Origin of the sequence: Paenibacillus montanisoli (genome assembly GCF_003268025.1) — a bacterium.
Lineage (GTDB): Bacteria > Bacillota > Bacilli > Paenibacillales > Paenibacillaceae > Paenibacillus_Z > Paenibacillus_Z montanisoli.
In genome coordinates this window covers 80861-102510 of sequence record NZ_QLUW01000002.1, presented here as the reverse complement: position 1 = coordinate 102510, position 21650 = coordinate 80861, and the positions used below count along the sequence as shown (strand labels likewise).

Below are 21650 nucleotides of genomic sequence, written 5' to 3'. Positions count from 1 at the left end.
AGCCGGCTAGAAAAGCATGGCTGCCTTTTCTCAGCTTACAAGGATGTAGAGAAAGCGGGTGTACTCGTTGCAGCACCTTATCCGAGAATATGAAGTTCATGATTTTGATCAGGTATTGCGCATTTCAAAATCCTTTTATGATGGGAAAGAAGGTTCGTTTTCGCTAGTTGACAATATAATGAGCGCCCGAATGATAGAGAAGTATGTAATCGCAGAAATTGAAACAGGTCTCATACAAGGATACGCTCTGATAACAGAACAGATTCATCCCGGAATCAGACTAAGATTAGAGCTTGTCGTAAAAAACGAATTCAACGAATGGGAAATCATTCATGATCTTTATAACAAAATGGAGCAAGTCATTAATATAGCGGCCCCATATTCAATTGAAGTGCGTTTGTTCCCTGAAAACACTAATGAAATTAATTTTTTTGAAGGGAAAGGGTTTAGCGAGAATCATCGTATGGTCAAACAAATCCTTGATGTTCAATCGGCTAACATTGACTCTTATCTCCATATCGAGAGTGAATTGAACAAGAACGGAATCATCATTAGGACTTTGGCTGAAGAGCAGTCATCACGGCCAGATTGCATGAAGCTCTTAGAACAACTGGTATTGGAAACCAACATCGATTTTCCAGATGAGCTGCCATCCCATTTAAGGCGACCGCGAACGGATACTTCGTGGTTATATCGTTCTGAAATCATACCGGAAGCTTTTTTTATCGCACTTCATAAAGGGCGTTATGTCGGCTATACGCATTATTCTAGCGGTCCAAATCACGCATTCACGCAAAGCTTCACGGCTGTTTGCAGGGAGTTCAGAAATCTTGGCATTGCTACGTCACTCAAGTTGAAGGGCATATTGTACGCCAAGTCGATTGGAATTGATAGTATTTATACTTCGAACCGATCAACAAACGACTCCATGGCAAGAGTTAATGAAAAACTGGGGTGGATGAAGTATGATTGTGAGCTTCGTATGCAGAAGTTAGTAAGCGCACAACAAGATAGGCAGCTATACCCGAACAATTGCTTCCCTACCAAACACCCAATCCAATACATAATCCCGGACATATCTTGAATAGAATCTAATCTCCGGGAGGTGCAATTCAATGTCCGGTCATGTAGGTGGAGCTTTTACGAACGCAGGCACGATTTTGGTACTCTTTATTCTGCTTGTCATTGTAATCTGTGGTTGCTTTAGATAAGTGGAGCGAAATTTTTCCCATGTAAACAGAGGGGTACAAGAACATGCAGCGGCCATCCTGTGATCCATAGCTTAACTGACCCAATAGTCTACAGTAACTTGCCTAGCTGGCTCTTCAGCTGTGGGAAGCGATAAAAAACCAACTGCAAAAACGAAACGGCGCTTCCATATAGGAAGCGCCGTTTCCATTCAGCGGGATCGTGCCGTGACTAGGCATTTATACCCGAACAGTTGCATCCCCTCCAAACACCCAATCCAATACATCAACACGGACATAACTTATATGGACTCTAATGTTCAGGAGGTGGAATTCAATGTCCGGTCATGTAGGTGGTGCTATGACTAGCGCAGGTGTCATTCTGGTGCTCTTCATTCTTCTAGTCATTGTAATCTGTGGCTGCTTTGGCGGCGTTGGTGGTTATCCCGGACCTTATCCAGTTTCGCCAGTTGCTGGAGGACCATGCAAAGGGTATTAAGATAACTGCATATCATCGCATATAATTGAAAGGGGGCTTCCCAAAGTCACTCATAATGACGGAGGAACGCCCCTTGCAATTAACATGGAGCAGACCGACGCGGCAGCTGCTCTTATTCGGCATTCATACGTTCCGACTAATTCCGGATATACTTCCGCGCGCCGATTCTCGCGCAAACCGCGTTTGGGTTCGGCCGACCGGCTTTATGGCTGAATTTGCGCATGTCGGCTGGCGCGTATTTGGACAAATTGTCAAAATCGGGATAAATGAACTGGTCTTCTAAGTAGGCGGATTCCGTCGCTTGAGGAACGCGGTGTTTGTTCAGGGCCCTTATGATTCCCTTCGCGTTTTTGATGCCGATACCGTGCCCGAAAAAGAGATCGTCGTCTATCTTGATGACATTCTCGCCCCGCCACTCCATTTCCTCGGGATCAACCTCCGGGTTTTTGAAGTATAACACGTCGCCGGGCTGCGCATTAGCGCTGGGCGCATGTTCCTGAATCAGCCCTAGATCGCTGTCAATCTGCCAGGAGTACAGGTGCAGATTTGGGAACAGCTTGTTGAATTGATCGTTTCCAAGCGTGTCCAGAACGCCTTTGTATATAATGATGATGATGGCCGTCGCGCATTCGAAGCCGTATTTTTTTCCGTTCGAAAAAATGTCCTGAATGCCTTCGGATGGTGTTTCGCTTTTCCTCAGCAGAAATCCGCCTTCATTCGTCAAAATCCAATAATCTTGATTGCAAAACGATGTGCGAAAAGTTTCGAATTCCGCTCCGCCTCGGCTCAAAGCTTTGGCCGCCTTTATAATATTCGCCCGTAACGTCGGTTCGAATTGCATGTCGGTTCCGCCCTCCTGCTTGCATGCCTATTCCATTGTATGGGCGATGGAGTATGCATGTGCTTCAGCGTACTCAGTACGAAACGATGGCAATCCGTTTTACGATCGGTTGCAGGAGTTCTTATACATAAATAGAATAATTTGAATAACCGTTGTACAAGGAGGTAAACCAGTGAAAATAACGAATATGACCACATTTCTTTTCCCATGGGGCAGTCTATTTATTAAACTGGAGACTGACGAAGGGATAAGCGGATGGGGGGAATGCTCACCGATGGGCGGACATGTTCTTCAAGCCATGGCTGTACATGCCTTGAAGCCGCATGTCATTGGCGGCAACCCGTTTGATGTTGAAGTGCTGTGGGAAAAGATGCTGCTTGCGCCCTATAAACTCGGCCCGTCCGGCGCGCAATTGGAAGCGATCTCAGGCATTGATCTTGCCATGTGGGATATTATCGGCAAAGCGACGAACAAACCGATCTATGAGCTGCAAGGGGGAAGATTTCGGGATCGCGTTAATATTTATTACAGTTATGGATGGGATGGACGAGCAACGGTTGATGAAGTTGCGCGCATCATGAGCTCCCAGGTGGAAAATGGTTTTACGGTACTAAAATTGCGCATGAACTATGGACCTTTAAAGGGAGAGATTGCTAACGATCCTGCGATTCCTATGATGAAAGCGATCCGCGCTGCCGTAGGAGACGAGGTGAAAATTGGCTTTGATGCGAACAATGGATATACAGCGCATAAAGCCATTCAGATCGGGCGCTATCTGGAGGAGCACGTCGGACTTGCATGGTTTGAGGAACCAACGCCGCAATACGATTATTTAGCCATGGCACAGGTAGCTGATGCGCTTGATACCCCAGTTAGCGCAGGGGAGCATGAATACACGCTTTGGCAATTCCGAGATTTAATCCTGCAAGGTAAAGCGGATATTATCCAGCCGGATTTAGTAAAATGCGGCGGAATCACGGAAGCAAAAAAAATAGCTGCCTTGTGTGAGGCTTTCAGCAAACCAATCGTCGTCCATAATACCCAACCGACGATCGGAACCGCCGCAAGTTTACATTATTGCGCTTCAGTCTCCAATGCGATGTACCATCAAGAGTTCACCGGGCATAATGATAAGTTATTAGCGTTATTTCATAATCAACTGGAGTTTAAAGATGGCTATTTATTCGTGCCGGACGGTCCGGGGCTTGGATTAGAGGTAAACGAGAAAAGGGTGAGGGAAACAGCGATTTCCATTATGTAAAGATCTGGCTACGGTTGAAGGCCATCCTGCAAAGGATGGCCTTTGATCAGTTGCTGCGAAAGGATAGTTGGACGATTTAAACCATTGTCATCTATGACGATGGTTTTTTTTATGCCATCATGAGGAGAATGGTAAGAATAGGAGCTGCGTCACAATTCTACATTTTATGAAACGTCGCGGCGCATTTTACAGTATGTATGGCTAAACTGATATTTCCAAACGAGGTGCTCGTTCCATGATGACGAATATAGAAACAGCGGATTATCTAAAGTCGGAATTACGACTAATCGAACAATGGGAACACGAACAGAAGGATCTTTTTTTCTGGGAAAAACTCGGCAGGCTGCCTTTTGCCCTCCTGGACCGGATTACTCCGAAGTTCATCCAGGAAAAGATAGGAACGGCGCTTGACGAGCTCGGGAGCTATGTCCAGAACGGTGGACGCTATCTGATCAGCAAGGAGCAGATGTACCGCAAATTTTTCCCGAATGAGGCGCGGGATGAACTACCGGCATCGGACCGGATCGGTCAGCTTCCGCTCGGCAGAATGGATGAGATGGCTGGCAGCATTATCGAATCAAGCAGCAAGACGGCGGCGGTGCAAGGCGCAACTACGGGAATCGGCGGCATTTTCACGCTCGCGATCGACATTCCGCTCCTGCTTGGCATCTCACTTAAAGCGCTGCAGGAGATCGCGATATGCTACGGCTACGACCCGACCGATCAATCGGAGCGGATCTTTATTGTCAAGTGCCTGCAATTTTCCTCCTCCGACATCGTCGGCAAGAAAGCGATTCTTGAGGATCTCGCCGCTTTCCATTCGGGTGAGAAAAGCGGACAGGTCATGTCCCAGCTGCAGGGCTGGCGCGAGGTCATGTTTACGTACAGGGACAACTTCGGCTGGAAAAAGATGTTTCAAATGATTCCGATCGCAGGCATCCTGTTCGGTGCCTATCTGAACCGCTCCACTCTTCAGAATGTCACGGAAACAGGTAAAATGATGTACCGGAAGCGCAGAATTCTCGAAAAGTTGAACTAGGAGTATAGGATATGAATGCATACGTTCAAAAGCTGGTTTCTGATTATTTCAATGGAGCGCTAAAACAGCAGCGTGCGTACCCCTTAATAATCAAAACAATGGATACAGCTTTAATTCTAGTAACGGGTAGTTACTCTTTTGGAATGTCTAACGAAACTTCTGACCTTGATATCGAATTCATCTTACCTGATTCGCAACATACTGCTATACTCGAAGAGGCGGGCGGAGTCCAAAATCTCTGGGTTCATGATACAGCCCATCAACCTTTAGTGGATATCAAAATCAGGCCATTGTCATGGCTCCGAAATCGTTTAACTGGAAGCGATCCTGAGGTTCTATGGATATACCAACACGCAGTTTCAATTCGGGATCGCGAACAGATCCTAACCAAACTTCTCGATGAAGCAACACAACGTTTCCATTTCGCCATTTTTGATTCTATCACAAAGTCATATAAAGATTTTCGAACTGGAATAACGGTTTCGGCGGCTAGAGAACCGCTTGGCAAATCACTTATCATGAGTAAAACAATTGAAGCTGCGTTAGTTTTACCTTTCCTGGCACGGAATGAACCATACCCATATCCGAAGTGGAGAAGTATCTGGCTGAAGAATAACCACAATGAAGGAGCGATGATTGTATCGCTTTGCGAGCAATGGTTAGCTGGAGAGTCCGCGTTTATTTCGTTAAGGGATGAAATTGATACCGTTTTGATTGAAGCAGGATACCAGGATTTGATCACGCACTTTTGGCGTAAGGTCTAACATGAAAGGCGGTCACCTGTAATGAGGCTTTTGTTCCCGCAAGTGAATACTGCGGACGAAATTTCCGAGGTTGCTCAATTGGCAGCAGTGATATGGCGCGATTATTACGTATCCATTATTTCTAGTGAGCAGATCGAATACATGATAAACAAATTCCAATCGATTTCGGCGATAACGGATCAGATCCATCATCAGGGCTATGAATATTACTCCATCCATCACGATGGAGCCAATGTCGGATATATGTCAGTCAGACAAGACGAGGGCAAGCTTTTCCTTAGCAAGATTTATATAAGCAAGGAGCACCGGGGACGCGGGTATGCCAGCCACGCGTTTGAATTCCTTGAGCAGCTCTGCAAAGAAAGAAAGCTAAGCCGTATCTGGTTGACGGTCAATCGTCATAACGAATCCAGCATTGCGGTATATAAGAAAAAAGGCTTCCGGACCATACAAGTACAAATTGCTGATATCGGGAACGGATACGTAATGGATGATTTTATTATGGAAAAAGAAATTCAGTGAGGATGCGCCATGATTGAAGTTTATTTTGATGGAGCCAGCGCCGGCAATCCGGGTCCTAGCGGTGCGGGCATATTTATTAAAAATAATGGTGAAGTGGAGCGGTTTTCCATTCCGTTAGGCGACATGGAGAACCATGAAGCAGAATACCGTGCGTTTATTCACGCACTGGAAATATGTATCGAAAAGGGATACAAATCAGTTTCATTTCGGACTGATTCACAGTATGTAAGTCAGGCCGTTGAAAAAGAGTTTGTGAAGAACAAAAATATCGCGCCTCTTCTGCAAGAAGCACTTCGGCTTACGAGACAATTTGATTTGTTTTTTATCATGTGGGTGGCAAGCTCTGAAAACAAAACAGCGGATGAATTGTCCAGAGCTGCAATCCGAAACAATAGGTCTAAAAACTAGGTTAGCAAAGAAGACCTCAACCGATGTTGAGGTCTTCTTGTTCATTTTATTTCGAAATCCGCACCCAATGCAGCAGACAAATCGGTCATATAGCCGTCAAGCCTCTTAACGATCCGGTATTGTCCGGCCTCAAGCTTCCGGGGAAACACAACCTTCTCGACGAATGACTCGCCGGGTTTTGCCTGAAGGCCTATAGTTACTACAGCGCTGTCATCAGGTACGAGCATCCAGCCTTCGGGCACTTTGCGGTAAATGGAGTAACCATAACCAAAGTATAAGTTGGTAGGACCGGCATTATATAGCGTTAATTCGGTTTGATCGGCGCCAGCTTCCGGCGGTTTGACCGTTAGTCGAGCGTTCAACTCGTGAGCCGGCACATAGACTGGACATAGAAATGTATCTTCAACAACATCTTCAGCGCCAAGAATTTCGACACTAAGGATATAGTTCGTGTTCGGCTGCTCAGGCAACTTGAATGAAAAATCGAGACGACCATCTACAAGATTGCTGCTATCTGCGATCTCATCCTTAATCAACGCCAATCGTTTGCCTTTACTGTCGCGGCTCGTGATTTGGAACCGTACGGAACGACCTTCTGGAATTTTGCTTAATCCGGTACCGATCACCGATCCCGCCTTGACTTCCCCGTAAACGGTAGATGTCAGGATATTAAATCCGTTTTCACCCTCGAACCATTTTCCGGTTCTAGGTCCGTAATCCGCAGCTGCCGCGGTTAATGCTTGATCATGAGGGAGCAAGGACGAATTTTGCTGCGTATCGGGATCGCCTGCAAAATCCTTTAATTGCGCGATCGTCGGATCAACCGCTTGAACGAATTGATCTGTGTTTGATGCAGAGTCGGGATCTGCTTTACTCCCGCAAGCTGACAGTACCAGAGCGAACGCAACGAGTAGAAGCAACTTTTTCAATGATAACCCACCCTTACATAATTGACGGTGGAAGAAAAGATAATGTTACGTGGAGGTAGACCGCATACCATTATTTTCTTAGAATAGATGTGGTCGGGCAGGATTAAGCGGTAACTGCCTTGAATGAATTCAAGAAAATAGAAGAGGGGTATCCTTGATGACAAAGAGTGTGCTCATTTCTCCCTATCATCTGCGGTTGTTCGCGCTTTTCATCGATTATTTGGTCATTTCGGGATACGGGGTTTGTCTCGTATTCCTCTCTTTCTTGCTGCGGCCTGTGCTCACTCCTTTAATGTCCGGCAGTCCGATCGTTGCTGAACTAACGGGGTTTATGTTGATTACATTACCGGTTATGGCTTATTTCGTGTTATCGGAAGCCTCGCTTTCAATGGGGACGATCGGTAAACGCAAGTTGAATCTTCAAGTCGTCAATAGTAGCGGCCACAGGATTGATCTATTCACTTCCATTCTCCGGTCCATTATAAAATTCATCCCGTGGGAAACCGCGCATTTTGCCATATGGCGGCTCCGACTGCCGTCTGCTGTTCCTCAAAATGCCCTAATGGCTATACTTATCTTAGTTAATGCAGCAATTGTAATCTATTTGGTATTTCCGCTGGCGAATAAAAAGCGAAAAGCGATTCACGACTGGGTCGCCGGCACGAATGTTATACATAATCGTAAATAGCAGGGGGAATCAGCCTATTGGAAGCGTCATCCGATTATCAATTCATCAATCGCTGCTTGTCAAGATTAGGTTATACGCTTGGTAACGCAATTACTTTCGCAAAGATAAACGCTGGAAGAAGCGGCTCGAATCTTTATGAAATCAAATTGAACGATAAACCTATGATTTTAAAATATACGGATACGAAAATGAATCGCGATGGTAGGTTGAGAGCGTCAAGAGAGCAGCGGTTTTACCTTGATATGAGCTCGATCATTGAAACTCCAATTCCCGAATTGATCGGCTCCTTCGTAGATGAGCAAGGGGGTATTGGATTGCTTCTTAAGGCATACCATCAAACTCCTGAGCCGAGTCGTTGGAATTCGGAGCTTTGTTTCGACAAGATCCGGATGATAGCAAGATTGCATGCGGTTTTCTGGAATGACGCAAGCTCGTTAGCTTCTTTCGAATGGCTGACGCAAAAAAATGAGGTTGTTTCAACCGCAGCCCAAAACGCGGCTGTACAAGCCTGGAACGAAATTCTCGGCAGCATGCAGAGAAACACAAACGAAAACCTCGTATCTATTAGACAAATCGAATACATGATGGGCAGGCTGGAAGATATGGTTTCGTTAAAACATCATTTTCCGAGGACATTATGCCACGGTGACTTCCATATGGAAAACGTGTTGCAACAAGCGGACAACTCACCGGTGATTAGCGATTGGCAGGAAGTATGCATCGCAAGCGGCCCGGAGGACGTTTCTTTTTTTCTTCAAAGAGCAAGTGCAAGCGGAAACCCGATTTCATCCGATGCCGTAATTGAAGTCTATACTGAAACAGTTAATGACATTTTGCGGGAGAACCTATCCATTCGTTCCGTTAGAGACGTGATCGATGCCGATAAGCTGCATACCATGCTGGTTCATTGGCCGCAGTATTTGCTAGGATCTTCTCGCGAAGTTATCCTCGGAATAAGCAGTGAAATGAAAGCAGCCGCAAGCAGGTTAGGTTTTCTTCCTGACTAGTCTTTCCATGCGCCAATCGCTTCCGTATTGTTTGCGGTTGAATTGTTAGCTTTCGAATTGCGTCTACGAAGCCTGGTTCCGATCGCCTTAGCAAGCGGCAATGCTGATTTCACGCGAACACTGGTGATTGGAAATCAAGCCGTTTTCCCAAGCACCGTCGTACCTGATTCCCATCCTTCCAGTTTGATCTTATCCCTATTATTTGGGATTGTTGGTTCATTCCTTGCTTATCTTCTAACAAAAGCGATTTATGGGGTGGAGGAATTATTTGAAAAACTCCCCATACATTGGATGCGGTGGCCAGCGATCGGTGCTGTTGCCATCGGGGTTGGGGGATACTGGATTCCACAGGTGCTCGGAGTGGGTTATGATACGATCGGCCAATTAGCAGCAGGTCAATTCGTCTTAAAAATGGCTATTGTTTTTTTACTTGTTAAGGCTGCCGTTTGGATTATTGCGCTAGGGTCCGGCACGTCGGGCGGCATTCTCACTCCGCTACTAATCATCGGCGGAACGTTAGGCAATTGGGTTGCCCATGTGTTTCACAGTCCGCATCCCGGTGTCTGGGCTATTTTGGGCATGGCCGCATTATTTGCAGGCGTTACGCGTTCACCGATGACAACGGTTATTTTTTTACTGGAGCTTACGCACGATATCGAGATGATGATCCCCACCTTGATCACTTGCGGTGTTGCTGCAGTGGTATCAGCCCTGATTAAATAAAGTCATGCAACATGCAGGGGAAAGAATGGTAGAAGATTAAATATCGGGAATAGCATGTAGAGGACTGAGGGAGCTGCTGCCCTTGGTCTTTTCTTGTTTAGGAAAACTCAATCGGAGTTGCCCGAATGTTCCGCTGACTGCTGAAATAGAATCAAAAGGGGCGGTTGTAGCTTTCCATAGGCACGTGTACCATAAACCGGCATATAGTATTAAGGCATCAAGTTTGGCGCTTATATAGCGAAGCGCAATTTTTGACATAATGAGGTGGGATGATGCAAAACGGCGGTGTTGCGTATTTCTCGGCAGAGTTCGGCCTTGATGAATCCTTACCGATTTACTCGGGCGGCCTTGGCATATTGGCAGGCGACCATATCAAGGCGGCAGCAGATATGAATATTCCGCTTACGGGCGTAGGCATATTTTACGGCAACGGTTATTTCCAGCAGCGTATTGACGATGGCGGTTCGCAGCAGCATCTATTTCCAGAGGTTGACCTGGAGGCGAGCGCCTACCCGGTTCAACTCTTGCGGGATGATAAAGGTCAGCCTCTTATCATCGCAGTTCCTTTGAATGGCAGGCAAGTGTATGCGAAAGCGTGGTTCGTGCAGCTGGGCTCAGTCACGCTGTACCTGCTTAATACGGACGTTGAATCGAATAGCGGCTCGGATCGCCGCTTGACTGACAAACTATATCCTACTGATCATGACGTCCGAATAAGCCAGGAAATCATCCTCGGTATCGGCGGTGCGAGACTGCTTGCGGCGCTAGATATCCGGCCGGACGTCTGGCATATGAACGAAGGGCACTGCGCGTTTCTAACGCTTGAGCGAATTCGCATGCTGTCCGCTGAAGGCGTGCCTTTCGAGACGGCACTCGAAGCGGTCAAGGCAAGCACCGTCTTCACGACGCATACACCGGTTCCGGCCGGGCATGATGTCTTCTCCATCGACATGATGGATCGTTACTTCGGCGACTATTACTGGCAGCTCGGGACTGACAGAGAGCGGGTACTGTCGCTCGGCCGTTTGGGCGGCGCGTTCAACATGACGCGGTTTGCCGTCAGTACATCGTCGAAGGTGAACGGAGTGAGCAAACTGCACGGTGATGTGACACGGGAGATGTTCCACCGTTGGATGCCTCATATTCCGAAACAGGATATTCCAGTCGATTCGGTCACGAACGGCATCCATGTCGGGACATGGCTGGCTTCCGGCATGAAGGAGCTCTTCGACCGGCATCTCCCGTCCGACTGGACTGTCCGCACAGCAGAACAAGAAGTATGGGCCGCTGTGCGGCATATTCCGCACAATGAGCTGTGGGAGGAGCATCAGCGGGCGAAATCCAAGATGCTCCAGGAATTTGGACTGCCGCTTACCACTTTCGGCGAAGAGCCATTGATCATCGGTTTTGCCCGACGGTTTGCGACGTATAAACGTGCGCTGCTTATCTTTAGCGACCCGGAGCGGCTCGCGCGCATCCTTGGCGATCAGGATCGCCCAGTATGCCTCGTTTTCGCCGGAAAGGCGCATCCGGCAGACGGACCGGGGCAGGATTTAATCCGCAAGCTTGTGGAGCTATCTCGGGAAGAAAGGTTCAAGGGCCGCGTTTACATTGTTGAAAACTATGCGATGGATAAGGCGAAGAAGCTTGTTCAAGGCGTCGACGTTTGGCTCAACACGCCTGTGAAGCCGATGGAAGCGAGCGGCACAAGCGGGCAAAAGGCCGCCCTGAACGGCGTGCTCAACTGCAGTGTACTGGACGGCTGGTGGGTGGAAGGCTACAACGGGCGAAACGGCTGGGCTATTGAGGGAGCAACGGACGGCGACCTCGAGCACCAGACGAAGCAGGACAGTAAAGCGCTTTATCGGCTGCTCGAGGAAGAAATTATTCCGCTGTTTTACAAGCGTGATGATCAGACGGTCCCGATGGAATGGGTCAATCTAATGAAGGAATCGATTTGTTCGCTTGCGCCCGTCTTCAACACCCACCGAATGGTAAGCGAGTACTGGCACAAGGTTTATGTCCCCGCGAGCGAAAGAGGAAAGCGGTTCGCAGCGGATAACTTCGAGGTCGCGTCAAGGGTTGCTGCCTACAAGCAATTCATCCGCAACAACTGGTCCGGCGTCCGTGTCAGGAAAGCGGACATTATGGCGGATCAAAGCAGCAGGATCGGGCTTAACAAGACGGCTTTCCGCGCCGAAATTCAACTCGGCGCCATCTGGCACAAGGACGTTCGCGTGGAAGCGGTCGGCTCCGACGGCCATTGCGGCATCTGGAAGGTGAAACTGGAGCCGGTACAGCAGCAAGCGAAGGGACTGTACGTCTATGAGGGCGCTTATCCCGACGTCTCGATCAACCTCTGGAAGGCCAACGTGAACGTGCGGGTCACGCCGATCAGCCCTGATTTCGCAAACGATTTTGAGATGGAGTTGTCCGCTTGGGGATAACGGAAGAACGATAGCTCTATGAGAACAAGCTGCCGATTATATCGGCAGCTTGTTCTTCCACATCCGGTTAGTTTACATAATTATCATTATGTAAATTTTTTTCTGATTCGATCATATATTGAAGTCGCCGTAAACGAACGAAATAAACTGAATGGCGCTCCTTTATTGGGGGCGCCTTTTATTGTTCAAGAAATTGAGTGGAAAAAGGTGTACTTTAGGTGATCAGTGGCAACAATAGCCTTGTTGTTTTCGCCCATTAAAGTGGTTTACATTTTACATATCGATCGGAAGGATTGGAAAACTTGGCAGGACGCGTTATCCTGATAATGTGGATCTATTCAATTATGAGCGCCGGCGTATTAAAAGCAGCACCGCTTGAAGACAATGTGAGCTTGGTGATCGACAAGTCGGACCATAGATTACAAGTCTTTTTAAATGAAACTCCGGTGTATTATTTTGCTATTGCTACTGGAAAGGGCAGTTTGACACCTGAAGGAGAGTTTAAGATTGCCAATAAAGTCAAAAACCCTTGGTATCTAAGGAAAAACATTCCTGGGGGAGATAAAAAAAATCCGTTAGGAACACGCTGGATGGGCTTGAGCGTTCCTAACACAGGCGGCTATAAATACGGAATCCATGGCACTAACAATCCTTATTCGATCGGACACAGCGTATCTTCCGGCTGCATCCGCATGAGAAATAAAGATGTGGAATGGCTCTTCCGGCACATCCCGATTGGTACGAAGGTGAGTATTCAACAATAGTTGAAAATACGCGTGCTTCAAGGAGGATCGAAAAAAATGATTCATGGGAGAAAGCTGGAAAATCGGATTGCGCTCGTCACGGGAGCATCAAGGTTAAACGGAATCGGGGCCGCCATATGCCGCTCGCTTGCGGCCGAGGGCGCTGATATTTTCTTTACGTATTGGAAGAAGTACGATAAATCCATGCCATGGAGCGTTCAAGACCAGGAGCCGGATATGCTGAGGAACGATCTCTTGAACCTTGGGGTGAAATGCGAAAAGCTGGAGCTTGATTTATCCGATATCAGCGCTCCTTCGATGCTTCTGGATAAAGTCGAAGAGATGATTGGCGCGCCATCGATAGTAGTGAACAACGCCACTTATTCGACTGAATCCAATTACGAAAACCTGGATGCGCGCACGTTGGATTTGCATTATCAAATCAATATACGCGGTACGGCCTTGCTAAGCTCGGAATTCGCGCGAAGGTTCAACATGCATCGAGGCGGGAGAATCATCAATCTCACTTCCGGTCAATCACGAGGACCGATGGCGGGAGAGATTGCATACGCGGCAACGAAAGGCGCGATCGACGCCTTTACCGTTACGTTATCGGCAGAGGTTGCTTCCAAAGGCATCACCGTGAATGCTGTCAATCCGGGCCCTACGGATACGGGGTGGATGAACGAGGAAATCAAGAGTCACCTCATCACGAAATTTCCTATGGGAAGAATCGGGCTGCCGAGCGATGCGGCGCGTTTGATCGCTTTTTTGGCGAGTGATGACGCAGAATGGATCACCGGGCAAGTGATCCATTCCGAAGGCGGGTTTATGCGGTAATCAACTAAAGGCTTCGCATGGATGAACGCATGCGAGGCCTTTTTTTGTTGACTAGTTTTCGTGCAGTTCGGACGGTTATTCGACGCTTCCTTTGTAGGTTTTGCGATATTCCGATGGTGACATGCCCTCCGCTTTGTGAAATGCCCTTGTAAAATGATGCTGGTCGTCATATCCGATCCTATCCGAGATTTCCTTCATCGGAACCGATGTCATGAGCAGCAGCTCTCTGGCCATCTGAAGCCGGATACTGGCTGCATATTTCATCGGCGAGATATTAAGCTCCTTTTGAAAAAGGAAGCGCAGATGCTCCTTGCTAAGCGACGCATGCTTGGCTAATTCGTCCAATGTCGGCCGCTTGCGAAGATTATCTTTGATATAATCGCAAATTTCGTAGACTCGGATATCGTAGGTGAACGGATGCTCCGGAAGCTGTTGCCGAAGTAGTTCGATCAGCTGGTGAATCCATAGGCTTCCTAAGGAACGAATCTTCAAGTACCCGATCGTTTGCGTAGTGTTGAAGACAAAGTAAGGGTCCGCAGTTCGAAAAATCTCGTCCTGGAAATCGCTCATCAGCCGGTAGAACTCGCCTGCTAGTTCATGCCATAGGCCGACCAGATGGGCAAAGCGATGCGGATGCCGTGGCTGCTCTTTAACTTAAACGAAGATCCGTATGAACAGGTGAACTTGGCCTATAACAGCAAATTTTGGGAGCTGCGCAAACGCCTTAACAACCGCTTGCAGCGTTGGATTGATGAAACCGGAGACAGTTTCAGCCTGCCACAAGCATAGTCAGGGCGGGGATGGGGCAGGAATGACGGTTCAACAGCATTTTGCGAACGAGCGAACGTTTTTGGCCTGGGTACGGACCAGCATTACCGTTGCAGGAGTTGGCTTTTTGGCTTCGGGCGCCGTGTTTCGCTCCGCCCGCTTCCAATCGATTGGCCAGCTTCTGGCTGCCGCGATCGGGATCGGCTCTGTACTGCTCGGAAGTTTGATGGTTGTGCTGGCCGCAAGAAGCTACTTCATCAAGCGGCAAGGAATAAACGAAGGCCATTTTCATGCGGAACGGTTTACCATCATGATGATATTCCTTGGTTTAATCATCATAGATTTATTCATGATAGCATTTATAGCGATTTTATTTTTAGCCTAGCGGAACAAATCATGAGCAGATTGCCGGCGGCAACTGCTCATGAATTCATTTATAGGATTGACCGGATCTGAGATTAATTCGGGATAATCCGCTGTACTTTGACGATTCGGCGCATCCAGACGGAATCCAATACCTTGATATTCACGCCTTGTCCGCTTGGGTTCGAATGAATCATGATATCTTGCCCCTGTGTGTTCTTCCCCATATAAAGCCCTACGTGGTCAATGCCTTCCCGACTTGAAACCACGTCCAATAAAATCAAATCACCTTTGCGAGCGCTTTCAAACGGAACGGTTTGTCCGACCTGGCTTTGCTGCTTTGACGTCCGAGGCAACTTAATGCCGTATTTGCCAAAAATATATTGCATAAAGGAGGAACAATCAAAAAGTCCGTCGTTTTCATATTCGGCGCCAAATTTATAAGGCACTCCAAGGTATTGCTTGCCATAAGCTATGATCTCATCCGCCTTGACCGACCAGGCTGGGACGACATTAACCGTACGAAAACTAGAAAATTTCGAAAGGGTGGTTACATAGCCAACAATACCTGAAGCATCGTTTACCTTGGCCCAGGTTGTTCCGGCGATCCGCTCAATAACTCTAAATTCTTCGCCTGGAGCGAGGTAACGGATACGGGCGTATTGCGTTCCCGGACCCTTACGGAAGTTGATTCCCGTGTCGTTGACATTTACCCCCACTTCATAGGTGTATCCAACCTCGACGTGTTCAATAACGGTTATTGCCGGAGGTGTTTCAGCGAAAGCCGAGCTTGACGCGATCAAGAGCGACAGCACCATCAACCAAACGATTACAATCTTTTTCATTGAGAACTCCTTCCACACGCATGTTTTTTTGGCTAAACCGAGTTTCGGTTTTCCATGATTGAAACTTATGCCCGGACTTGCTCGTCTAGCGTTAGAAGTTTTTAATACTGGTAGTTTTAACCAGCCTACAGAAAAAGGATCAGATTCTCGTCATTTGTCGATGACATGAACCTGATCCCGTTAGAGACTTTATGACTAGCACGCGTTATATTGTCGGTCTTTGCGTTATCCTTTGACCTGCCGTCGATTCATTGGGGTTCCGGCATTCCCGATATTCGAACTCGTCGATTTTGCCTGACGTTAGAAGATAGTATATGGTCGCTTCCTTATGATAGGATGTTTGTCTCGAAATGCGGTTGTTGCGCTGCAAAATATCAGAGAAGCGGGCCGGATAATCATAGTGCACGAGATGATTTGCCGCCGTTAGGTCGAGACTGGTATTGACCCCGTCCGTAATAAGCAGAACGGTAGATTCCGGAATTTTATTAAATCGCTCGATCATTTCATTGGCCGCATGGATGGATAGCTGCGCAGTAATCATCAGAACACCTTTGATATCCTCGTCAGCAGAGAGCTTGTCGAATAATAGGGAGGCGACGGCATTCGATTTTGCGATGACGATCGTCTTTTCCCTTCTTTCGCTCACCTCTCGGATGATGGATTTCAGCTTGTTCAATTTTTGCGTATTCTGATTGCACAAAAGCGCCATTTGCTCTTTTATCGCCATGAGCTGTTTTTTTTCATGAATGGAGGAGACCCGGCTGTTTCGCTCGGAAGCTGTAAAATAATCATTCAACAGCTGTAAGTATTCGGTTTCATTCTCGGGCTCCAAGGTAACGACGATCTGTTTTTCAGTAATGTTCACGATATCAGTCATCCTTCCTGTTTTTCCTATTCTTGATTCGGTTCAATGGAACGGCGATATTTATTACCCACTTCCGTCGGTTTTGATTGCCGAACCATGCAACCTTCCAATCCTTGGAAGCGTACAAAAGAACATCATATGAGGGAGTGTGATTTGAAGATGAGTGAAAAAGGATGCATCAAATGCGGAAGCAAGGACGCAAGAACGAAAGAAGTAGCAATGACGGGCACCGGGCTTTCCAAAATGTTCGATATTCAGCATAATCAATTTGTTGTCGTGTCCTGCACGAATTGCGGTTATTCCGAATTTTACAACAAGCAATCATCGGCCGGTTCTAACGTTCTTGATTTCTTTTTCGGTTAATCGACAAGAAAGCTGTTCGAATGGGGGAGGGCATCGGCTTGAACACGAATAACCCAGCCGGCTTCTGGATTAGATTCGGCGCGTTGCTTCTTGATGCACTTATCGTCGGAGTGCCGTTGGTCATTATTTCGCTTATACTCACCGGGGGATCTGGCGACGAGATTTATACGAATATAATCTCGTTCCTGTATACATTGCTGCTTCCGATTTTTTGGAATGGCTATACGATTGGTAAACGGATCTGCGGTATTCGGATCGTAAAAGTTAGCGACGGGCTGCCGCCGAGTCTCGGAACGATGCTATTGCGAAATGTTGTAGCCGGCCTGATTTATGGGTTTACTCTCGGCATTGCCGCTATTGTAAGCGCGACGATGGTAGGGGCACGCGAGGACAAAAGGTCACTGCATGATTTTATCGCCGGGACGGAAGTCGTGCATGAAAGGCTCTAAGTTTGTTTAAAGATGAAGGATGGGGCAGTTTGCGATCAGCAACTGCTCCATTTTCATTGCGCTAACTGGCAGCATAGTGCAACTAATACCATCCAGTTAGCGTCATACCATTTGTGGAGGGGATGGTAATGAAAGGGATACTTTGTTCGTTGCTTATTGCAGTGTGTGTGATGACGGGATGTTCTAATCATTCGGATTCTGTCATAGGAAGCAACACGAGATTGGCGGAGGCTGTTAAGCAGGAGACCGAAATGCCATTAGAAATGCCAACCGACTTTAATTTCATGGTGAGCTTCGGCTATGGCGAGGTAACCAAGAATGTAATAGACACCTATAAAGGAACGTTTACGAAAGATTTAGTTGTGAAAGGCTCTGCAACAGCAAACATCGAGTTTAGCACGGTTGAATTACGTGACATATACAATAAAATGAAAGCAATAGACATAATGGGACCCAAAGAATTGACTATGGATGGAGGTTGTTTCACAACGCCAAGCAACGAAGATAAGTGGAAAATAACGGTCAATGGCGAAACTAAAACCATTTCGTGGACTGATAAATACTGTGCAATGACGGAAGATGCGAATCAATTACTGGAATTAAGAAATTTCATCAAGAACATAGTCGAGAGCAAGGAGGCCTATAAAGCTTTGCCTGAAGCTGAAGGCGGTTATGACTAATCAGGGATTCCGTTTCCATTACGTGTTAAACTATTACCGGATAAGAACCATAGATGTAAGGAGTGCGAGTGGAAATTGGGTACGTTTCTTTCGAATATACAAGTGTTCAGCGGAGCACTTAATAGCAGCAAATTAATGAATGAACTTGTGCTTGCAATACGAGACAGTCTAGACGGGGGGCTGTATGAAGAAACGGACGATGCGGAATCAGCCGATCGTTCACTGATTTTGCATGTCTCCTCTGATCGATGGATCTCCCTCTACGACCAAAAGCTTGATGAGCAGCACTTGGATGAGATGGACGCGCTTGGCAAGGCTATTTCTCGTGTGGGCGTCTCCGCTGTCGGTTCCGTACTGCATGATAGCGATTTGCTCGTGATGCGCCTGTATCAGAACGGCCGAATGGCAGATACGATCATCAACGACTTGGACTTATTTAATGAAATGTCAGAGGGGAGCCGTCCGAGGAAAAGAAACGGTCAGCCATCGAAGTGGTCGGAGGTTTGCGCGCCAGGCGTGAGCCCGGCGGATTTGAAGGCGATCTGGGAAAAAGAGACGATTTTCGCAGACGACGCGCTGGCGCTGGCAGCGGAGTTGCTGGCAATTCCTGACCACGCTATACTGCGGGGCTATGAGGTTGATCAAGAGTTTCAACAAGATAAGGTGATGGAAAGTAACGTGAAGGTTCTTCATTATCGCAGCACGATCCGTTTCTCCGATTACGTTACGCAACACAATGGGCCGAAGTTGGCATTTACGAGCTGGAACGCTTACGCAGCAGCAGATGTCGGCAGCCCGGCTGCCATTGTATTTGGACTGAGAAATGAGGGACAAGCCTTCACAGGACTTGACGTACTTTTGTGGGGGCCAGCTCTTGATGAGCTTCATATCGAACTCGGCCTTGGAAAGCTGTTCCGGACATTACCTCATTTTCACGTTCGAGAAGAATGGGCAAGCGATCCGGAGTCACTCGAGCTGGAAGCAGAGGGAGAATTAATCAACGGTTATCGCTATCGGTTCTCTGAAATCAACTTTCCGGAAGGGGGGCTACAGGGACTGTATGCTGAGGATGCTGCCAAGCTTGGTCTCATGAAAGAGTGGATGGAACAGATGTATCAGCCTCAACAATCGTTCCAGCTTACATTGACAGGAAGAAGCGTAAACAAGTCCAATCTCTACATAGGATTCGTACCGAGTGAAACTCCTGAAGGCCAAATTGGTTTGGGGATACCTGTTTTTATCGGTTTAGAGCCGGACAGGAATTAGACATCCGAATGATTACGCAAATGGTGGCGACATAAGAGAGGGAAGTTGAGTTTGTTTGAAAAAAGAATGGACTTTTGAGATAGAAATAAAAACAAAAAAAGCGAAAGTTCTTACGTGTATTGCAGCTTTTTTATTCGTCCTTTTCATTTTATGGTTTTATAGAACACCCATTGATGCAAGTGATATTATGCTAAACATATCGAGACTACGGCCAATAATAGTGCCAGCATGATATACATCTATATGCCAGGAGATATTTTTGGAAAGCAAATTTGGCCGAAATAACTATTCAATACATTGAACTATTCAACTAACAAGTAACGATAGCTCAATAACAACAGGCTGCCGATAATTTCGGCAGCCTGTTCAACTAATGAGCAGAAAAAAACTATTCGCGCGAGAATTGAACTTAGTCAATCCTTTGTTTTTCCGTGTACCAAGCCTTATGTGTTCGCTTTGGCTGCGTAGACATTGATGTGGTCAATATGCGCGAATTTGCCTTTGACGACTTTGCTTGGGCCGACGAATTTTAGTTCGTACGCACGTGCAGGGCGGTAGACGTAAATTTTGTCCGTGCCGGTGAAGCGAATTTCTTTGGGCATGCCAAGGGTCTTGATGACGGACGCGAAGGTTAACGACTTGATGCCGACTGTCTGATCAACGGACTGCCCGAAATTGCGCAAATCGTAGATGACACCGGATTTGTTGATACCGAAGCCGTAAGCGCCTTGTCCCATACCGAAATTGTACACTTCGTAATGGTTCCCTTTCAGGTCGCCGCCAACTTCCGGATCGCCCCATTTGTAATGAACGGCGGAGATCGGCGTTTTGCCAGCGATGGCGTTTAATCCGGGAATTTTCCCTTCGCTCGCAAGCTTATAGATGTTCTTAATATATACGCTGCCCTTTTGTGCGCTAAAGCCGGCATCGGCGGTTGCCGCGAGGACATTCGAATGGAAAGCCGCAGTAGAGCTTACCGCAATAAGTGCAGCCAAGGCAAGTTTATTAAATTTCAAGTGTTTGGATATGTTCAGCATAAAGCAATCACCTCTTCTGTTTTGTGGTGACAAGGGACGGTTGACTTACAACCTCATAGTAACCAACCCAGCCGCGAAAGGAATGACAGAAAGGTAACGAAATAGTTACATGAAGGTAACGAAACAACCGCCGGCTGAAGAAGTGATACTGGCGGTCTTCAACTAACGGGTAGTTATTGAAAAAGGGTTTTATTACACGGTATAATGTTGGTAAATATTTCAAGCGGGGCTGGATCGTGTTATTGAAATTATATAAACAGAAATTAAAAATTATGGTTTTATTGCTCCTAGTTTCAAATCTGATTTCAGTACGTGAAACGGTTTCCGCGCATCCATTAAGCAAGACCCCATACATTGATGAGTCTGCTTTTCAAAATGAAGAACTTGAATGTGTGCACGTTATTAACTCTGCAATACGCTATATTAATGAAAATAATGTAACTGGTTATAAACGATTATTGACTGAGCTATACCGGAATGGGGCTGCCAAAGATGTATCTTTTTCTGATACAAATATAACAAGTGTTAAACTGAAGAGTCTTGGTGGAGGTTTAAATGGTAAAACGTTTTATTATTTTGCTTATGTTGAAGTTGAAATAGATAAGCACTCCAATTTATGGTTGTATGTTCTTAAAAAAGAAAAGAATAAATGGCTTATTGAGAAGGCTGATTAGCAAGCAAATAGAGCTTTAAATCTCATGTCGGGAGTTAGATACAATGATAAAAGGCTTCGGAGGAATATTTTGGAGAACTAAGAATCTTGAAGTTGTAAAGAAATGGTACAGTGAAGTGTTGAAAATTGAAATAGATAATTGGAATGGGACCGTGATAAAACCCCAATCAGGAAATGAGACAATCTTTTCTTTCTTTACCGAGGATGACAGTTATTTTCCAACAGAACAACAAGTGATGTTAAATTTCGAAGTACATAATCTAGACGAAACGATTAAGCATCTTGAACAAATTGGCGTACCTCTTGCAAAGAAAAAAGAGATTAGTGAATTTGGAAAGTTTATTTGGATTGAAGATCCTGAAGGCCGACTGGTCGAGCTTTGGGAGAAATAACGAGTTGTGAGTCATTTTTCGTATTATGTGGGATATACTTGTAAATAGTCC

At 46.6% G+C, this 21650-nt stretch carries 27 protein-coding genes; 21 read left to right on the top strand and 6 right to left on the bottom strand.

Annotation, left to right across the window (positions count from 1 at the left end; translation table 11 throughout):
* The first annotated feature begins 67 nt into the window (after positions 1-67).
* Together DL346_RS09710 and DL346_RS29435 are read left to right on the top strand one after the other, a co-directional pair.
* Positions 68-1084 (top strand): GNAT family N-acetyltransferase, encoded by a 1017-nt coding sequence (locus DL346_RS09710; RefSeq protein WP_112881946.1) that lies wholly within the window; start codon positions 68-70, stop codon positions 1082-1084.
* 31 nt (positions 1085-1115) lie between these two features.
* The gene (locus DL346_RS29435) at positions 1116-1211 is read left to right on the top strand and encodes a sporulation protein YjcZ (protein ID WP_112881945.1); all 96 of its coding nucleotides are present in this window, start codon (positions 1116-1118) and stop codon (positions 1209-1211) included.
* A 611-nt stretch (positions 1212-1822) separates the two neighbouring features.
* Here DL346_RS29435 and DL346_RS09700 read toward each other — a convergent pair.
* Positions 1823-2527 carry a protein-glutamine gamma-glutamyltransferase gene (locus DL346_RS09700; RefSeq protein WP_112881944.1) on the bottom strand — a complete coding sequence of 235 codons (705 nt, stop codon included), beginning with the start codon at positions 2525-2527 and terminating at the stop codon, positions 1823-1825.
* Positions 2528-2699: 172 nt separating this feature from the next.
* Here DL346_RS09700 and DL346_RS09695 point away from each other — a divergent pair, with 172 nt between their 5' ends.
* From DL346_RS09695 to DL346_RS09675, 5 genes are all read left to right on the top strand, one after another.
* Positions 2700-3788 carry a mandelate racemase/muconate lactonizing enzyme family protein gene (locus tag DL346_RS09695; protein WP_112881943.1) on the top strand — a complete coding sequence of 363 codons (1089 nt, stop codon included), beginning with the start codon at positions 2700-2702 and terminating at the stop codon, positions 3786-3788.
* A 238-nt stretch (positions 3789-4026) separates the two neighbouring features.
* Positions 4027-4827 carry an EcsC family protein gene (locus DL346_RS09690; RefSeq protein ID WP_112883041.1) on the top strand — a complete coding sequence of 267 codons (801 nt, stop codon included), beginning with the start codon at positions 4027-4029 and terminating at the stop codon, positions 4825-4827.
* An 11-nt stretch (positions 4828-4838) separates the two neighbouring features.
* Complete coding sequence (locus tag DL346_RS09685; protein WP_112881942.1) at positions 4839-5591, top strand: hypothetical protein; 753 nt, start codon at positions 4839-4841, stop codon at positions 5589-5591.
* A gap of 21 nt (positions 5592-5612) precedes the next feature.
* On the top strand, positions 5613-6113 hold the full coding sequence (locus DL346_RS09680; protein WP_112881941.1) for a GNAT family N-acetyltransferase: 501 nt from the start codon (positions 5613-5615) through the stop codon (positions 6111-6113).
* Positions 6114-6122: 9 nt separating this feature from the next.
* Entirely contained in the window at positions 6123-6521 is a 399-nt protein-coding gene (locus DL346_RS09675) for a reverse transcriptase-like protein (protein WP_112881940.1), read from the top strand.
* Positions 6522-6562: 41 nt separating this feature from the next.
* Here the strand turns inward: DL346_RS09675 and DL346_RS09670 are convergent, their stop codons facing one another.
* A complete protein-coding gene (locus DL346_RS09670) occupies positions 6563-7450 on the bottom strand; it encodes an immunoglobulin-like domain-containing protein (protein WP_112881939.1) in 888 nt (295 codons plus the stop codon).
* Between the two features lie 157 nt (positions 7451-7607).
* Between DL346_RS09670 and DL346_RS09665 the strand changes: the two genes are divergently transcribed.
* The 6 genes from DL346_RS09665 (at position 7608) to DL346_RS09640 (ending at position 13898) form a co-directional block, all read left to right on the top strand.
* Entirely contained in the window at positions 7608-8138 is a 531-nt protein-coding gene (locus DL346_RS09665; protein ID WP_112881938.1) for an RDD family protein, read from the top strand.
* A 17-nt stretch (positions 8139-8155) separates the two neighbouring features.
* On the top strand, positions 8156-9145 hold the full coding sequence (locus DL346_RS09660) for an aminoglycoside phosphotransferase family protein (protein ID WP_112881937.1): 990 nt from the start codon (positions 8156-8158) through the stop codon (positions 9143-9145).
* A 15-nt stretch (positions 9146-9160) separates the two neighbouring features.
* The gene (locus tag DL346_RS09655; protein WP_112881936.1) at positions 9161-9868 is read left to right on the top strand and encodes a chloride channel protein; all 708 of its coding nucleotides are present in this window, start codon (positions 9161-9163) and stop codon (positions 9866-9868) included.
* A 269-nt stretch (positions 9869-10137) separates the two neighbouring features.
* Positions 10138-12315: an alpha-glucan family phosphorylase gene (gene glgP, locus DL346_RS09650; protein ID WP_240633113.1), complete on the top strand. Its 2178-nt coding sequence runs from the start codon at positions 10138-10140 to the stop codon at positions 12313-12315.
* Between the two features lie 302 nt (positions 12316-12617).
* Positions 12618-13079 carry a L,D-transpeptidase gene (locus DL346_RS09645; RefSeq protein ID WP_240633112.1) on the top strand — a complete coding sequence of 154 codons (462 nt, stop codon included), beginning with the start codon at positions 12618-12620 and terminating at the stop codon, positions 13077-13079.
* A 36-nt stretch (positions 13080-13115) separates the two neighbouring features.
* Entirely contained in the window at positions 13116-13898 is a 783-nt protein-coding gene (locus tag DL346_RS09640; protein WP_112881934.1) for an SDR family oxidoreductase, read from the top strand.
* A 75-nt stretch (positions 13899-13973) separates the two neighbouring features.
* On the opposite strand, the gene DL346_RS09635 is transcribed toward DL346_RS09640, so the two are convergent.
* Positions 13974-14468: a helix-turn-helix domain-containing protein gene (locus DL346_RS09635; protein WP_112881933.1), complete on the bottom strand. Its 495-nt coding sequence runs from the start codon at positions 14466-14468 to the stop codon at positions 13974-13976.
* A 45-nt stretch (positions 14469-14513) separates the two neighbouring features.
* Between DL346_RS09635 and DL346_RS29015 the strand changes: the two genes are divergently transcribed.
* Both DL346_RS29015 and DL346_RS09630 read left to right on the top strand, forming a co-directional pair.
* Positions 14514-14687: a hypothetical protein gene (locus tag DL346_RS29015; protein ID WP_165822447.1), complete on the top strand. Its 174-nt coding sequence runs from the start codon at positions 14514-14516 to the stop codon at positions 14685-14687.
* A gap of 22 nt (positions 14688-14709) precedes the next feature.
* Complete coding sequence (locus tag DL346_RS09630; protein ID WP_112881932.1) at positions 14710-15051, top strand: YidH family protein; 342 nt, start codon at positions 14710-14712, stop codon at positions 15049-15051.
* A 73-nt stretch (positions 15052-15124) separates the two neighbouring features.
* On the opposite strand, the gene DL346_RS09625 is transcribed toward DL346_RS09630, so the two are convergent.
* Together DL346_RS09625 and DL346_RS09620 are read right to left on the bottom strand one after the other, a co-directional pair.
* Complete coding sequence (locus DL346_RS09625; protein WP_112881931.1) at positions 15125-15874, bottom strand: C40 family peptidase; 750 nt, start codon at positions 15872-15874, stop codon at positions 15125-15127.
* 205 nt (positions 15875-16079) lie between these two features.
* Positions 16080-16739, bottom strand: a complete 660-nt coding sequence (locus DL346_RS09620; RefSeq protein WP_240633111.1) for a helicase-related protein — start codon at positions 16737-16739, stop codon at positions 16080-16082.
* A 159-nt stretch (positions 16740-16898) separates the two neighbouring features.
* Here DL346_RS09620 and DL346_RS09615 point away from each other — a divergent pair, with 159 nt between their 5' ends.
* The 4 genes from DL346_RS09615 (at position 16899) to DL346_RS09600 (ending at position 19497) form a co-directional block, all read left to right on the top strand.
* Positions 16899-17102, top strand: a complete 204-nt coding sequence (locus DL346_RS09615; RefSeq protein WP_112881929.1) for a zinc ribbon domain-containing protein — start codon at positions 16899-16901, stop codon at positions 17100-17102.
* 38 nt (positions 17103-17140) lie between these two features.
* Positions 17141-17551, top strand: a complete 411-nt coding sequence (locus DL346_RS09610; RefSeq protein WP_240633110.1) for an RDD family protein — start codon at positions 17141-17143, stop codon at positions 17549-17551.
* A gap of 128 nt (positions 17552-17679) precedes the next feature.
* Entirely contained in the window at positions 17680-18231 is a 552-nt protein-coding gene (locus DL346_RS09605; RefSeq protein WP_112881927.1) for a hypothetical protein, read from the top strand.
* Positions 18232-18306: 75 nt separating this feature from the next.
* A complete protein-coding gene (locus tag DL346_RS09600) occupies positions 18307-19497 on the top strand; it encodes a hypothetical protein (RefSeq protein ID WP_112881926.1) in 1191 nt (396 codons plus the stop codon).
* Positions 19498-19940: 443 nt separating this feature from the next.
* Here the strand turns inward: DL346_RS09600 and DL346_RS09595 are convergent, their stop codons facing one another.
* The gene (locus tag DL346_RS09595; RefSeq protein ID WP_112881925.1) at positions 19941-20534 is read right to left on the bottom strand and encodes a YjgB family protein; all 594 of its coding nucleotides are present in this window, start codon (positions 20532-20534) and stop codon (positions 19941-19943) included.
* A 236-nt stretch (positions 20535-20770) separates the two neighbouring features.
* On the opposite strand from DL346_RS09595, the gene DL346_RS09590 reads away from it, so the two are divergent.
* Positions 20771-21208, top strand: coding sequence for a hypothetical protein (locus tag DL346_RS09590; protein ID WP_133257510.1), 438 nt, complete (start codon positions 20771-20773; stop codon positions 21206-21208).
* A 43-nt stretch (positions 21209-21251) separates the two neighbouring features.
* Complete coding sequence (locus DL346_RS09585; protein WP_112881923.1) at positions 21252-21599, top strand: VOC family protein; 348 nt, start codon at positions 21252-21254, stop codon at positions 21597-21599.
* The last annotated feature ends 51 nt before the right edge of the window (positions 21600-21650 follow it).